The 14,840-nt window shown below is 41.9% G+C and carries 15 protein-coding genes; 7 read left to right on the top strand and 8 right to left on the bottom strand.

The annotated features are described in order from the left end of the window. The first annotated feature begins 344 nt into the window (after nt 1–344). From CLV32_RS19580 to CLV32_RS19565, 4 genes are all read left to right on the top strand, one after another. Nucleotides 345–1,208: a helix-turn-helix domain-containing protein gene (locus tag CLV32_RS19580; protein WP_133558646.1), complete on the top strand. Its 864-nt coding sequence runs from the start codon at nt 345–347 to the stop codon at nt 1,206–1,208. A 120-nt stretch (nt 1,209–1,328) separates the two neighbouring features. Continuing rightward, on the top strand, nt 1,329–1,865 hold the full coding sequence (locus tag CLV32_RS19575) for a carboxymuconolactone decarboxylase family protein (RefSeq protein ID WP_133558645.1): 537 nt from the start codon (nt 1,329–1,331) through the stop codon (nt 1,863–1,865). A gap of 5 nt (nt 1,866–1,870) precedes the next feature. Beyond that, the gene (locus tag CLV32_RS19570) at nt 1,871–2,533 is read left to right on the top strand and encodes a peroxiredoxin-like family protein (protein WP_133558644.1); all 663 of its coding nucleotides are present in this window, start codon (nt 1,871–1,873) and stop codon (nt 2,531–2,533) included. Nucleotides 2,534–2,857: 324 nt separating this feature from the next. After that, a complete protein-coding gene (locus CLV32_RS19565; protein WP_133558643.1) occupies nt 2,858–4,540 on the top strand; it encodes a sensor histidine kinase in 1,683 nt (560 codons plus the stop codon). Between the two features lie 26 nt (nt 4,541–4,566). Here the strand turns inward: CLV32_RS19565 and CLV32_RS19560 are convergent, their stop codons facing one another. Next, nucleotides 4,567–4,989 carry a hypothetical protein gene (locus CLV32_RS19560; protein ID WP_133558642.1) on the bottom strand — a complete coding sequence of 141 codons (423 nt, stop codon included), beginning with the start codon at nt 4,987–4,989 and terminating at the stop codon, nt 4,567–4,569. A 160-nt stretch (nt 4,990–5,149) separates the two neighbouring features. On the opposite strand from CLV32_RS19560, the gene CLV32_RS19555 reads away from it, so the two are divergent. Next, on the top strand, nt 5,150–5,635 hold the full coding sequence (locus CLV32_RS19555; protein ID WP_133558641.1) for a hypothetical protein: 486 nt from the start codon (nt 5,150–5,152) through the stop codon (nt 5,633–5,635). Nucleotides 5,636–6,257: 622 nt separating this feature from the next. Next, nucleotides 6,258–6,749, top strand: coding sequence for a hypothetical protein (locus tag CLV32_RS19550; RefSeq protein ID WP_133558640.1), 492 nt, complete (start codon nt 6,258–6,260; stop codon nt 6,747–6,749). Nucleotides 6,750–7,396: 647 nt separating this feature from the next. Here the strand turns inward: CLV32_RS19550 and CLV32_RS19545 are convergent. Beyond that, nucleotides 7,397–8,173, bottom strand: coding sequence for a PAS domain S-box protein (locus CLV32_RS19545; RefSeq protein ID WP_133558639.1), 777 nt, complete (start codon nt 8,171–8,173; stop codon nt 7,397–7,399). A 178-nt stretch (nt 8,174–8,351) separates the two neighbouring features. On the opposite strand from CLV32_RS19545, the gene CLV32_RS19540 reads away from it, so the two are divergent. Continuing rightward, nucleotides 8,352–9,512 (top strand): PAS domain-containing sensor histidine kinase, encoded by a 1,161-nt coding sequence (locus CLV32_RS19540; RefSeq protein ID WP_133558638.1) that lies wholly within the window; start codon nt 8,352–8,354, stop codon nt 9,510–9,512. 476 nt (nt 9,513–9,988) lie between these two features. On the opposite strand, the gene CLV32_RS19535 is transcribed toward CLV32_RS19540, so the two are convergent. From CLV32_RS19535 to CLV32_RS19510, 6 genes are all read right to left on the bottom strand, one after another. After that, complete coding sequence (locus CLV32_RS19535; protein WP_133558637.1) at nt 9,989–11,179, bottom strand: ATP-binding protein; 1,191 nt, start codon at nt 11,177–11,179, stop codon at nt 9,989–9,991. After that, nucleotides 11,176–12,186 carry a serine/threonine protein kinase gene (locus tag CLV32_RS19530; protein WP_133558636.1) on the bottom strand — a complete coding sequence of 337 codons (1,011 nt, stop codon included), beginning with the start codon at nt 12,184–12,186 and terminating at the stop codon, nt 11,176–11,178. Before CLV32_RS19530 ends, CLV32_RS19535 begins: the two co-directional genes overlap by 4 nt. Then, the gene (locus CLV32_RS19525; protein WP_133558635.1) at nt 12,186–12,593 is read right to left on the bottom strand and encodes an anti-sigma regulatory factor; all 408 of its coding nucleotides are present in this window, start codon (nt 12,591–12,593) and stop codon (nt 12,186–12,188) included. The genes CLV32_RS19530 and CLV32_RS19525 overlap by 1 nt, the downstream gene beginning before the upstream one ends. Further along, nucleotides 12,577–12,990 (bottom strand): STAS domain-containing protein, encoded by a 414-nt coding sequence (locus tag CLV32_RS19520; protein WP_133558634.1) that lies wholly within the window; start codon nt 12,988–12,990, stop codon nt 12,577–12,579. The genes CLV32_RS19525 and CLV32_RS19520 overlap by 17 nt, the downstream gene beginning before the upstream one ends. 11 nt (nt 12,991–13,001) lie before the next feature. Then, a complete protein-coding gene (locus CLV32_RS19515; RefSeq protein WP_133558633.1) occupies nt 13,002–13,865 on the bottom strand; it encodes an STAS domain-containing protein in 864 nt (287 codons plus the stop codon). Nucleotides 13,866–14,011: 146 nt separating this feature from the next. Then, nucleotides 14,012–14,737, bottom strand: coding sequence for a transporter (locus CLV32_RS19510; protein ID WP_133558632.1), 726 nt, complete (start codon nt 14,735–14,737; stop codon nt 14,012–14,014). Nucleotides 14,738–14,840: the final 103 nt, after the last annotated feature.

Raw genomic sequence — 14,840 nt, 5'->3', positions numbered from 1 at the left:
TCACTCCCCTTTAAGATTTGAGGAAGAAAATAATTGGTGTTATTTGCAATTGCATATAACAAACCCTGCAACCTTCGGATCCCCCTTTTCAGCGACGTGTTCTGGAAATAATTGATGTTGTTTGATGACATGCAAATCTTCCCTTCAAGATTTGAGGAAGAGAACAATATCAATTATTTCACCTACACTGTCCTGTCCCCTCACTCCCCCTTAAGATTTGAGGAAGAAAACAATATCAATTATTTCACCCGCACAGTATCATTACCTAACTTAGCGTTCTCGATGTGGCCTAATTAGGCTATTACACCGAACATCATTACTTAAAAGGCGTTTTAATCAAATTCATGAAACTCCAGTACATCGATCCAATTTCCGCAGGCGAACTCCACCTAACAATCCATGAACCAAACTTCGATCGCCTTTTCTACCAGCGCGACCGCAAAGACAAGTTCCTGACAATCGCCTTAAACGACGGACCGCAGCAAGAGGTAACAATTGATGGAATTACGCACCAGTTCCCTGCGCAAACGATTCTCCCTTTGATGGTAAATCAAACTTTTACTTTCCAGAAGCCCGAACAAGTTATTGCCTGGCAGTATAACCGAAATTTTTATTGCATTGTAGACCACGATAAAGAGGTAAGCTGCGTAGGCTTTCTATTTTACGGCTCTGCCGAAACAATGTTTATCACTCTGGATGAACAACAACAAAAGAAACTAAACCTCCTGCAACAAGTATTCATAGATGAGTTTGAAGACCGCGACGCGATTCAGCGCGACATGCTCCAAATGATGCTCAAACGTTTGATTATTATCATCACACGCTTAGCGAAAAAACAATATCTGCAGGATCAATCACTAACCGAGGATAAGATGGATGTGTTGCGTAAGTTCAACCTGATGGTCGAAAACAATTATCGCAAGCAACATACCGTACAGTTCTATGCCGATCAGCTCAACAAGTCTCCTAAAACACTGGCCAATTACTTTGCCTTGTACAACCACAAATCGCCGCTTACAGTAATACAGGATAGGATCATTCTGGAAGGTAAGCGCCTGCTGATGTATACCGACAAATCGGCCAAAGAAATTGCATACGACCTCGGCTATGATGACGCATCGTACTTCAGCAACTTCTTTAAAAAACAAACTGGCTACGCCCCTTCCGATTTCAGGAACGCTAAGTCGACCACAACAACTGAAGGATAATTTTTGGCTTTTGGGCAGATCTTACATGTAGTCGGGAATTCTCTCTATTCACCAGCGCTGTCATTCGCTGCACCTTTGTATTGTCAAACACAACAGACATACAATTTAAAAATAGAGCGCATGAAAAATTTCCCAATTCCAACCAAAGAAGAAGTAACTCCGGCTAACCAGGCCATTTTTGATAACCTGCAAGGCATGGTAGGTTTTGTACCTAACCTGTATGCAATATTCGCACATTCCGAAACCGCCTTAAGTGATTACCTTGCCTTACAAAACAGAAAAACAACGCTCCGTGCCAAAGAACGTGAGGTGATCAACTTAGTAGTAAGTCAGATCAACGCATGTGCATACTGTTTAAGCGCTCACACCCAGTTTGCGAAGATGAACGGTTTTTCCGATGAGCAGATTCTTAATATCCGCAGGGCAAACATTGGCTTCGACACAAAATTAGACGCTTTAGCTAAACTCGTGAAAGCTACTACAGAAAATCGCGGCCATGTACCTGCCGAAGTAGTCGAAAACTTCTATGCCGCAGGATATACCGAAGCCAGCCTGATCGATGTAACGATGGTAATTGGCGATAAAATAATCACCAACTACCTGCACGCGCTAACAGATATCCCGGTAGACTGGCCTTTAGCTCCAGCTTTAAACTAACCGGTATGGAAGATCAATTTAACAACATTTCTAATTCGTTGGCCAACGAATTAGAAATGTTCCAGAATTCATGGAACGCAGCAGCACCGGAAGGGCTGCAAAGCAAATTTGAACATGGCATTGCCGAAGTTAGCGCAACAAACCGATCAGCCTTAACTGTTGGCGACAAGGCGCCTGATTTCGAATTAAACAACGCAGTGAATAGACCGGTCAAACTTTCCACCCTCCTCAGAAGCGGGCCTGTGATACTTAGTTGGTACCGGGGTGGTTGGTGCCCCTATTGTAACATACAATTGCGCTACCTGCAAAGCTATCTTTCGCAGTTCAAAGCTGCCGGAGCTAGGCTGGTTGCATTGTCGCCCGAACTTCCCGATAAATCCTTAAGTACAACAGAAAAAAATGAGCTGACTTTCGAAGTCCTTACAGACTACAACAACACAGTAGCACGTCAGTTCAATATCGCTTTTACACTTAACGAAGAGTTGGTAGACATCTACAACAACTTTCATAAGCTTGAAGACTACAACGGCGTAGCTACAAATGAACTCCCGATCCCAGCAACTTACGTTATCGATACTGACGGTATGATCAGGTACGCCTTTGTGGATCCCGATTACCGCAAGCGTGCAGAACCTGCAGAAATCTTAGCAGTGCTGAAAAGCCTATAAAGTTTCGGACTTTAGCATTCGGAGACGTGCACTGAAATAATTGGTATTGTTTGGCCTAGTGCATATAACAAACTCTGCATTCTTCGGATCCCCCCCCTTCAGCGACGTGTTCTGGAAATTATTGATGTTGTTTGATGACATGCAAATCTTCCCTTCAAGATTTGAGGAAGAAAACAATATCAATAATTTCACCCTCACAGTCCTGCCCCCTCCTCTTAATCCCTACTCGAATTTGTTGGCTCGGAATTTGACTTGTAGATCGTGTATTTTAAGCAATTTGAATCTTTCAATCTATCGCTCAAACACCTAAACACCAACTACATTTTGACGAACAAAAAAGATATCGAGAAACTTCAACTGGACAAAATACTTAGCTTATTAACCGAGTTTAGTCAAGGTAATTTTAATACGCGAGCTGAGGTTATTGATATTGATAGCAACCTCAATATCGTAACTAAAAGTTTAAATATGTTGGGTGAAGAATTGGGACACTTTCGAGAACAAACCAAGACGCAAAACATTTTTTTGCAGAATATAGTCGGTAGTATAGATGAAGTGGTGTATGCATGGCATATTCATCAAGATCAAATTTCCGTGGGGAAATTTGAATTTATAAGCGAGCAATGTCTGGAAATTTTCGGGTATAGTAACATCCAAGTACAGACCAATCCCGACTTATGGATTAAAGGAATTCACCCTGATGATAACCTTGTGTATGAAGACGGCTACAAAAAGTTAGTTACCGAAAAGAATGTTGAACTCCTTTACCGATTTAAGCATCCTCAAAAGGAAGGTTATCGTTGGATAGCAGACAGGATTGTTGCCAAAGCTGATGCGAATGGAAGGATATCGCATTTATACGGATCTGCGAGAGATGTGACCAAACAGCAGGAAGATAAGATAGAGCTGGAAACGAAGAATGAGTTCATTTCCCGAATGGTGACAAGTTCCGATCAGTTTTTTTACATTGTAGCCTTAAACCCCAATGATACCTTCGAAAACCATTTCACATACCTGAGTTGGCAGATAGAAAAAATCCAGGGAAGTACTGTTGAGGCAATGAAAAAAAGTCGGACAGGCTGGATAGACCTTGTCCACCCTGACGATTTGAAGGCATTATTTAGAGATAATCGCCGGATGTTTTCGAAAGGTAAGCCAACCACCCGCATCTATCGCGTAAAGCATGCCATTAGGGATGAATATATATGGCTGGAAGATTATGTCGTGCCGGTAAAAGATAAATTTGGAAACATTACTGAACTCTATGGCTCTGTACGTGATATTAATGCACGTATGCTGGGAGATCTCGAACGGGATCGGCTAAATGAAGAACTTAACCACAGATACAATGAGCTGATGCAGTTTAATTATATAGTCTCTCATAACCTGAGGTCGCCCATTGCCAATATCATGGGCCTTTCAACAATACTCAACAATGGCGTAGCGGAAGATGAAGCCAAACAAATGACTCAATTTTTGCTTGAATCCGCGGAGCGTATGGACTCGCAATTACGAGACTTAAACACCATATTATCATCCAAATCAGCCATTAATAGTAAAAAGGAAGTTGTTAACATCAAAGACCTTATCGACGCGATATGCTACACCTTAGCCAAGGATATCAGTGATACTTCCGCTAAACTGGAGGTAACTATTGAACCTGAAGCAGCCGAGATGCTAACTATAAAAACTTATCTGCACAGCATCTTTTTCAATCTGCTTTCAAACGCGGTCAAATACAGAATGGTGGGAAGAGTACCAGTAATCCATATTTCAGTGATCAATGAGGGCGGACATACGATTATAACCGTTCAAGACAATGGCATGGGAATAGATCTGGTTGCGAATAAAAAAACGATTTTCGGTATGTACACCCGGTTTGATAAGACAAAAAAGGGAACTGGCCTAGGGCTGTTCATGGTAAAAACCCAGGTAGAGTCCCTTGGCGGCGAAATAAATGTAGTAAGTACTGTAGGGACAGGCACCACCTTTAAAATAACGCTATAATTGGGTATATCTTACTTTGTATTGTACTACATCTTTTGAAAGCGAACCTCCGTATGTGCAGTTTTTATAGTTCCCGGTTCATCTTCTTTAGCCTTAAGATCTTGTAACCAAATCATGTCTGTGCTGTTGATAGATCCAATGTCGTAATACTCCGCACTATCAATTAAGATCCGCATTTTTCCTTCTGCAGTGATAGACACCGTATAAAAAAAAACTTTTTGCTCTCCGGAATCCGTCACATACAGCTTATCATCATCCCGAAACTCATATAGAGGGATGGGATTTCGCCCGCCAAGATCAGTGGTATTGACTACTTTACCATTGACATCATACGTTGTGTAGCTACCGCCAATCAATTTCCATTTGCCCAGGATTTTTGTTTTCAGCACGGCAGGTGTGTTTGGCTGATCTGCTGCACCATCACTTTTTTTACAGCTTATGGTGAGCATAAAAAACCCGATTAGCAAGAATTGAAAGCAAGAGCGTAAAGGTAGCGTTGTGTTCATAATGATTTTTTCGACAACAACAGTATCAAACAAAAATTGTTGTATCCAAATTAAATTTTAAAACCAAAAGCACCATTTCTTGTTGAACACCAAAAACATCCCTATGAGAAATTTTACCAGTTTTGCCTTGATTATGTGTTTATGTGCTGCGTTAGGTGCCTGTAAAAAGAGCAAAGATGAAGTACAACCACAAGAAACCGCCGTTGTTAACGGAAAAGTATATGGCAAAGCTTTTACGATGGCTGCCGGTAGAGCCAGAACCGACGTATCTGTTGTTACCAATACAGAACGCGTAGTGGTTAACCTCTCGGCCAACAGCAGCTTCAATTGTGCAAGTGCCGAAACAAGAACGTATAGCGTTTATTTCAGAGTGCCCAAAAAAGTTGGCACCTATACACAGGCCAGTAGCGACATCTGGTTAGGCTTTGACGACTCTACCACTGATGCCACTGTGGGTTTTGTAAGCGCCGACTGTATGGTACAAATCCAATCTATCAGTAACGACCGTGTTTCCGGAAAAATCAGTTTTGCTGACCAAACCTCTGGCAGTAGTGTAAGCGGTACATTTGATGTACCTTACTGTCAGTAACACAAATAATTGGTGTTGTTGGCCTGGCGCATATAACAAACGCTACAATCTTCGGATCCCCCCCTCAGCGACGTGTTCTGGAAATAATTGGTGTTGTTTGATGACATACAAATCTTCCCTTCAAGATTTGAGGAAGAAAACGATATCAGTTATTTCACTTCAAGTCCTGCCCCCTACCTGCTCTTCCGGACACCCCAATTTCGGAGTCGTGTTCTTGAAATAATTGGTGTTGTTTGATGACATGCAAATCTTTCCTTCAAAGATTTTAGGAAGAAAACGATACCAATTATTTCACTACAGCACCGCAGTACAGGGCAGCTCCTTCCAGGTCCTGTCTAAAATAATCGGTGTTGCTCGATCACCTGTAATGTTTACCTTAAAGATCCGAGGAAAAAGATTAACACCAATTATTCACCCAGGCTGTTGCGCTGTAAACATTCAGAAATCTTTAATCCTACAAATAGGTTGTCACAGAAATAGGGTAAATGTTTCATTTACTGTCACAGAATTAGGGCAAATTACTTGAATATTTGTCACAGAATTAGGGTAAATCTTGTTTCGTCCACAATCCATGATCATAAATTCTTAAAACCTAAGACCAACATTGATGTTATTACATCTAATGAAAACATTATTTACGCTCTTATTTATCTCTTGCAGCACACTCTGCTTCGCTCAAAGACTAACATATAAAGATTTGTATTTTGGACTGACACACCCAATAACCAAAACTGAAAGTCAATTAGTTGCTAAGGGGTTCACTTATGCCAGTACGATTGATTTAGATTCGACTCAGCATAATAAAAACCGCATGTACATTAAAAACGGAGAAGATATAAACTATCTCAGTTTCGCTGTCATGACCTTCAAAAATGAAATCTACGGCTGTACGATTACCACGCTTAAGCTTGAAGAATCAAACAAACTAATCGAGGAAATTAAAACGCTTGGATTTAAGTTAAAAGGTTCTGAAACTTACGGCAAGAATCTTTACACGCAGTATATAAAAGGACAACTGGAAATAGAAATCCAGGTGGGGCCAACAGAGATCGGCTATACCATGTATAACATCAGCTTAAGGGATATCGCTAAAACCAAGGAAGTTTATAACTAGATCCACCTCTGGATTATTCAATCCACCAATAGGTTCGTTTGCATCCGTAGCAGATATATCTCTTAAATGATACCCAGCCCAAAAAATGTCGCATAAACCAATGCCTGGGAATTCTATCCAGCGATGATTTGCATTTTCTGCATTTTCTTTTGGTATAACTTAGTTGGCGGGCTTCGTCCGCTTGGGTGTTGAGATCGAGGGACATTTTTTTGAGATTATTCAATGTGTAACAATGACACAAAAATAAGAAATTAACAGGCGCTTTAGCACTCTCAGGAATACACGTACATTAACATTATCTTATATTTCAGTTAAATACCCTAATGTTATCAGGGGTATATTTTATTTAACAACTTAGGTTTTTAACAATAATCGAGCGGAATCATCCCCGATAACACTGATTAACTGCGGTTTTATAATCTGAAAGAAGATTTTATTTGGTCGAACAAAATGCATTTTAGAATTTTCTTTTTACGCAATGTTCAGTTACAACTAGATGTCATAAATGTCTGCTACAGCGTTTTTTTGAACCGCTACAAACATAACATTTCGTTAAAAAGGGCATTTAACCCTACTAACATAGACCCATTAGACGTTTTAAACTTAAAATAGGGAGTTGCTTCAGACCACAAAACGAGAACGCTTGGTTAACTTTTAAGTAAGTCTAAAGCGTTCACTCCGTAGATTTCCTGAAATGTCTTGCTAAAATAGGCAGGTGTCTTGAAGCCTGCGATAGCAGATATTTCTGACACCGTTCGGTATTTACCAGTATTAATAGCATCCCAAGCCATTTGTAAACGGATAGCTCGAACCAGTCTATTGGGCGTGAGGCCAGACAAAGCTTGCACGCGTCTGAATAAGACCCTTTCGCTTACCGCCAGCTCACTACTCAATACATTTAGCGTCAAATCGGTCAGACCCACATTTTTACGGACTGCTTGTTCAAATGCTTTCAACCAATATTGGTTCGGTGTTGAGGGATCGATTTCCTCCGGTGTTTGACCTTTTGGCAAGGACGAACTACCAAGAATAGCTGAAACACGCCACAATTCTTCCAGTCTCTTTTTGTAGGTAATATCTTTGGCGATAGCAAAAACCACTTTGTCTCTTTTAATCGGCATTGATGTCCACGAGAGCCAGACTATTTCTCCGGCTTTGCTTAGGTATCTATTTTCGAAATTTAATAATGGGACATTATTCTTTATATTTTGCCGCTTTTGCCGGGTCATTTCCTGATCTTCGGGATGAACGAAAGTGTTGATCGGCCTGGAAAACAGCTCTTCAGTAGAAAAGCCCAATGTTTGGGACACAGCTGGATTTATCTTCTTGAAAAATCCATCAAAACCTGCTATGCACAACAGGTCTGGTGACAGTTCAAAAAAATACTCAAGATCAAACATTTGTACCGGCCTTAGTTTCTCCATTTAATTGCTGGCGATATCTTCGCCCTTGCAAATTACGGCATACAAACCGCCAATAACAATTATTAAGATTTATTTTAAATAAAAAAATTATTTCCTAACTAGAATTTGGCAGTTATGACTAATAAATTGGCGGGTCTGTTTATACACAATGCAGTACCTTGTGATCAAATAAAAAAACATGCTACAGGATTACCCGATCAGCCCATTGGAGGTGGTAAGCACCATGATCCAAGCAGCTCCATTCCCTGGATATTTCTGCTCAGGACACAATTTAGTCATTACGTTTGCTAATGAGGCCACATTTAAGGCTTGGGGTAAAGATGACACTATAATCGGACTACCACTTGCGCAAGTATTTTCCAATAACAACCAGGCGGCAATTGAAGCGGCAATAAATACATACACCACTGGAATACCGTCACATGCCCAAAAGGAACCATTAAAACTAGAGAAAGAGGGGCTAGTCAAGACTTATTACTTTGACACCTCATACCAACCATTTTATGGTGATGGTGGAAAAATCACAGGCATATTTTGTTGGGCAAACGATGTTACAGCACTGGTAACACTCCAGATGGAGCTACAAACACTAGAACAGACACATCCAAATGCTACAGATGTTAAAGCGCTGGATGTCATCACTATTGCAAGTCATGAGTTTAAAACTCCACTAACGACGGTCAAATCATATATCCAATTGCTTTTGGAGAGGGCACAAAAAGAAGATGATAATTTCAAGATCAATGCACTTACGCGGGTAGAGCGCCAAGCCAACATCATGTCGACCTTGATCGAGAATTTGCTTAATGACGCGCGCATTTCTGATGGAAAACTGACCTTAACAAAGAACGAATTTAATGTTCATGAACTGCTGATTGAAATCATCGAAGATGCCCGACTAAATTTTCAAACCCATGAAATAATCATGAACGAATGCGAAAATGCTTTTGTGTATGCCGATAGAAATAAAATTGCTCAGGTACTCGGAAACCTGATCAACAACGCTGTTAAATATTCTCCGAAAGGTAGCGTGATTATTATAGGCTGTAAAAGCATTGACGAAAATCTGGAGATCTCGGTATCCGATAGTGGGATTGGGATCAGTACAAAGGATCAGGAAGACTTATTTAAAAGATTTTACCGCGTAGTCAATCAGCAAACAAAAAACGTATCTGGATTTGGCATCGGCTTGTATTTAACAGCAGAGATATTGCGGTATCACGACAGCACCATTCAGGTTAAAAGTGAGCCAGGACATGGATCAAAATTTTACTTCTCCCTGCCTGCTGGTTTCAAGAAGAGTAGCACACCGTCAGAGACGTATTCTGGAAATAATTGATTTTGTTTGGCCGTGCGAATAATAAACTCTGCATTCTTCGGATCCCCCTTCAGAGACGTGTTCTGGAAATAATTGATGTTGTTTGGCATAGCGTATATCATAAACTCTGCATTCTTCGGATCCCCCCCTTCAGAGACGTGTTCTGGAAATAATTGATGTTGTTTGGCATAGCGTATATCATAAACTCTGCATTCTTCGGATCCCCCCTTCAGAGACGTGTTCTGGAAATAATTGATGTTGTTTGGCATAGCGTATATCATAAACTCTGCATTCTTCGGATCCCCCCTTCAGAGACGTGTTCTGGAAATAATTGATGTTGTTTGGCATAGCGTATATCATAAACTCTGCATTCTTCGGATCCCCCCTTCAGAGACGTGTTCTGGAAATAATTGATGTTGTTTGATGACATACAAATCTTTCCTTCAAAGATTTGAGGAAGAAAACAACATCAATTATTTCACCTGCACATCCCTGACTTAAACCCTTGGCAGCGTAAAAAAGAAAGTAGACCCTTCACCAACACTACTTTCAGCCCAAATCCTACCACCATGATCTTTAATAATCTTCGAAGTAACATACAAACCCATGCCGAGTCCTGAATGTGTTTTAAGCACATCTTCAGTACGATAAAACTTATTAAAGATAGCGTTCAGATTATCCTCAGATATACCCATGCCCTGATCAGTGATGCCTACCGTCATATAAGCATGATCAAGAACTGCAGTAAAGATCCTGATGTTGGTATTTTTACCCGAATATTTTGCGGCGTTACCGATCAGGTTGGAACAAACCTGCTCCATCCGCAATTCATCGATCATTACGTCTACATCGGCACATAAATTTGTGCTCAGCTCATTATGCGGCAGAATGCTCTGCATAACCTGCACCTGCGCAGTAAGGAAATCGTTCAAAGAAGTACGCTTCCTGTCGTACTCCAGACTGCCATGCTCAATCTTAGAGATGTCCATGAGCTGCAACACTAAGGTCATTAACTTAGTAGATTGCAGGTCTATTTTACCTAGCAGATCCCTGAGCTTATCAGAGATCGGTTCGGAGGTCGATTTCGCCACTTGGGTATAGGCCTTTAATACCGTCATCGGCGTTTTGATCTCATGACTGGCAATAGAGATGAATTCCGTTTTTTGTTCATCAATAATCTTAGAACGCCTGAGTTCCTCTTCCTGCTGATCAGTAATTTTATGGAGCGAAATATTGCGCTGCTTGATCTCGTCGTACGCATTTAAAGGCTCTAGGTCTTCAAAATAGCGCTGCAATAAAGTAATTTTAAGCTTATCCAGTTTCAGTGATCGCGGAATACCGATCTTCATCGTAATCTCGCTCTGCTCGGTTCCTTTAGTGAAGGTAAATTCAGGAACAAGTTTCTGCGCGTAATAGAAACCCGCATCGGAATTGGTGAACTGAATATCAGGATCAAAATTGACGCAGGCAACCAGGCTATACCTTGTTTTTTGTTGTTCAAGACCGATGGTCAGTACACCCGAATCAGAATAATCGATAACAACCCTGGCGATCTCGGAAACTGCCGTTGCGAATGTCGTTTGCGTGGACATCGTTAGCCCCAGTTTTTCGGCAACTTTCATGGTACGCTTGTGCGCTAGCACCAGGTCCATTTCATTTTCGAGTGTTATGGATACGACGGTAATCATTTAATTTTGGCGATTAGAACAGACATATCATCAGTACGGCGTGCGTGATCCTTGTAGATTGCTGCCGCTAAAATTGTGGCATCGTATTTATACATCATCGGATACTTTGACATCTCAATTCTGGTTTTGATACCATCAGAGCAGAGCATTACCTGATTAAATTCTTCACCAGAATACGTTTGGTCGTTCATGGATCCCGGGATGTTGTGCCCCACGATGCCATTATAGGACATGTTGTTTTTAAAGTTGACTGGCCCGGAAAAGCGGCTGGCAATATTGCCAATTCCGGCAATGGTCCAGTTTTTTGAGGCATGGTCAAAGTTAACTATCGTGATGACGGCGCCTCTGGTTTTCTTGATGGCTGCATGGATAAACCGGAGTGTCTCTGTAGGGCTGGTATCTGGAAACACCTTAAAGGCTGCCGCAGCTTCATTTACAGCGAGGTTAGCCTCCGGGCCATGCCCAAGGCCATCGGCCAGCATAATTTTGGTATATTGAGTGGTTAGTTTGTAGATGCAGCCATCGCCACTGGTTTTCTCGCCAGGCTTGTACACCACAATGGGACGGATGAGGAGTTGCCCCCTTTCTTTTGCCTTTGATGGCTCGCTATAAACCCTGCTCAGCACAATGGTGCCCCAACCAAGCAACGAATATACGGCAAAATCATCCGACAGTCTTTTCATACTGCCGAGGCCATGGCCCAGAGTGTTGCTGGTGGATACACCATCCTGCATCATCCGGGCAGGGTTGGCCATACCAGGACCGCTATCAATGCTGATAAGCTCGATATAGGGTAATCCCCCGTTGGAGAATGTACCCAGTAACAATTCGCCCCCATCGCTGTATTTAAAAAGATTGGAGGTCATTTCTGCAACAATGAGGTCAAGTTCAGCAATTCTTGCTGCATTCATCCCCAGGTCTACCGCACGCCGGTGTATCTCCTTTTTGATCAAAGAAAAATAACTACGGTCGTCGGCAGGAAAACTAATGTGCGTTGCGTCAACCATTAATTCCATTTTATTATCGTGATCACTGTACCCTCTCCTACTTTACTTTTAATATTAAATTCGTTCATCAGGCGCTTTGTTCCAGGAAGGCCCAGTCCCAAACTTTTGCCGGTAGAAAATCCATCGCGCATGGCCGCATCCAGATCCGGAATACCCGGACCACTGTCTGAAAAGGTGAGGCGGACCCCGTTGGCTCTTCCACTGGAAACCACTTCAATGATGCAGGCACCGCCATTGGCATAGCGCATCATGTTACGGACCAGCTCGCTGGCCGCAGTAAGCAGACGGGTTTGGTTAACCAGCCCCATCTTGATTTTGACGGCAGTTTCCTTTACGCGATTTTTCAGGAACACCACATCCTGCTCTTTTGTAACCTGGATCGTATCCTTGCTAAGCGATAGTGTCATCGTAATCAGGATCAGTTTCTTGATCTTCCTCCCCTGAAGAATCTCCTATCATTGTTTTTAGCAGATTCATACCCTTCTCCATATCGAGTGCAGTGTGTACGCCTTTTAAAGGCAGGCCGAGCTCGATCAATGTGATGGCTACGGCGGGTTGCATGCCGACTACAACAGTCTCAGCATCCAGAATTTTTGACATACTGGCGATGTTGCCTATGATGCGGCCCATAAATGAGTCCACAATAGAAACCGCAGAGATATCAATCAACACCCCTTTAGCACCGGTTTTATTGACCATCTGCACCAGGTCGGCCTCTAATGTGAGCGCCAGGCGATCGTAAAGATCTACCTGAATGCTGACCAGCAGGTAGGCTCCTAATCTTAAAATAGGTATTTTATCCATTAATATTGAGCTTAAAATTTATTGACGGCACCTGCTCTTTTTACCTCTAGTTTCATGATTTTGAACGAGTAGGCTAATGCACTTGCCAGTGTAGCCTTGGTGATGATGTTTGACAGATCGATACCCAGGTGAACTACTGTTTGTGCAATTTCCGGACGGATTCCGCTGATGATACATTCAGCACCCATCAACCTGGTTGCACTAACTGTTTTAATCAAATGCTGAGCTACCAGAGAATCTACTGCAGGTACACCCGAAATATCCAGAATTGCAATGCTTGATCCTGTTTCAACAATTTCTTGCAGTAGATTTTCCATCACGACCTGGGTGCGTGCACTATCCAGTGTGCCGATAATTGGCAGTGCAAGGATGCCGTCCCAAACACGGATTACTGGAGTAGAGATTTCCGTGATCTCATCGGTCTGACGCAAAATCACTTCCTCACGACCTTTGATAAAGGTTTCGAAAGTGATGATGCTTAGGTTATCCATCAAGCGGTTGATCTTCAGACTTTCCGTGAATAAGGTTTGCGGATCGCCCTTGATTTCCTCCTGAAGCACCTCAAGAATTGCCTCTTTAAGAGAAAAAACAAAATTACCTGTTTCGCGTGGACTAAAGCCCTGGCGTGCACGTGTGATTGCTATGCCGCCTAAGATCTCAATCACCGGACTCCATTCATCAGAATCAAAGTCGGTAAAATTATCGCCTGAAAGATTACCAACCAATACATTGATCAGCTCTTCCGACTGGCCTCTTAATTCGTCGTTGCTAATCAAGTCTTCCCGAAGACCCTCATCAGCTAACTGGTTCTTCATCCACAATTCGAGGATGTTTTTTTTCTTTTTTTGTAGCAATATGTGCGTTTTTATAGACATGATTGAAGATACAGGTTAAACGTTAAGCCATATGATTCAAACCAGGCGGTTGAATTAATATTTAAGCTTGAAAGGTAAATAATAATTCTGCATTTAAGAAAAATACTTTGGTCATTATTCGCGCATGAATTCCAGCTGGGTAAGAGTTAAAAATTGAGGGTAATTCCACCATCAAAATAAGAATTTCCGGCTGGATGAACAATATCCAGTCCGGCAGCAAAGTCGAACTGCAGTAGCTTGGTTACCTGGAAGGTAACACCAAGGTCAGAGACATAATTTAAGCGAATGGACGGTGCTTTATATACATATATTTCTGCGAAGACATTCCATAACGAATTTAAGTTTAAGGAGTAGCCTGCCAATGCATTTAACGTTGCCTTTTGGGAGAGATCCAGCCAGTTGGAGCCCAAATTATAATAAAAGCTATTTCCGTTTTTGAGCGTATGACTGAAACAGAATTCCATACCAAGTCCGGATGCAGTAGTACCGGAAGCAAATCCAGGAGGATAATATTCCAGGATAAATGCTGTTTTGGGAATGATCTTGTGCTGCCCGGTGATCAACGTTTTCATGCCTACTGATGGGCCCGATACGCTGTAATGATGCGCTTCAGGATCATATTGTAAACCCAGATCAAGTCTGGCTTCAAAACGTTTACTGAGCCCATACTTCAGGGTATTGGTAGAGAGCTGGTAAACACCATAATGGTTATAGCGGGAAATATCTGCACCGGATGCAATTTGCCAGGTCTTTTTACCAATCAGGTCTGGCGCATCGGTAAGTCCAGGACGGTCGGAAGCATAATTTTCATCTTGTGCAAACAGCGCTGCCGGCAGACACAGGGTTAGGTACAGGATGATTATTTTCTGCATGAGCGTTTACAGGATGGCGACTGAAACGAAGATAATTAAAATGAACGATTCAGTTACCAATTTCGAAGCAAGTTCTGAAAATATTGGTGTGGTTTGATGACAT

Origin of the sequence: Pedobacter duraquae, from assembly GCF_004362245.1 — a bacterium.
Taxonomy (GTDB): Bacteria; Bacteroidota; Bacteroidia; order Sphingobacteriales; family Sphingobacteriaceae; genus Pedobacter; species Pedobacter duraquae.
This window is presented reverse-complemented; position numbering and strand designations above follow the sequence as displayed.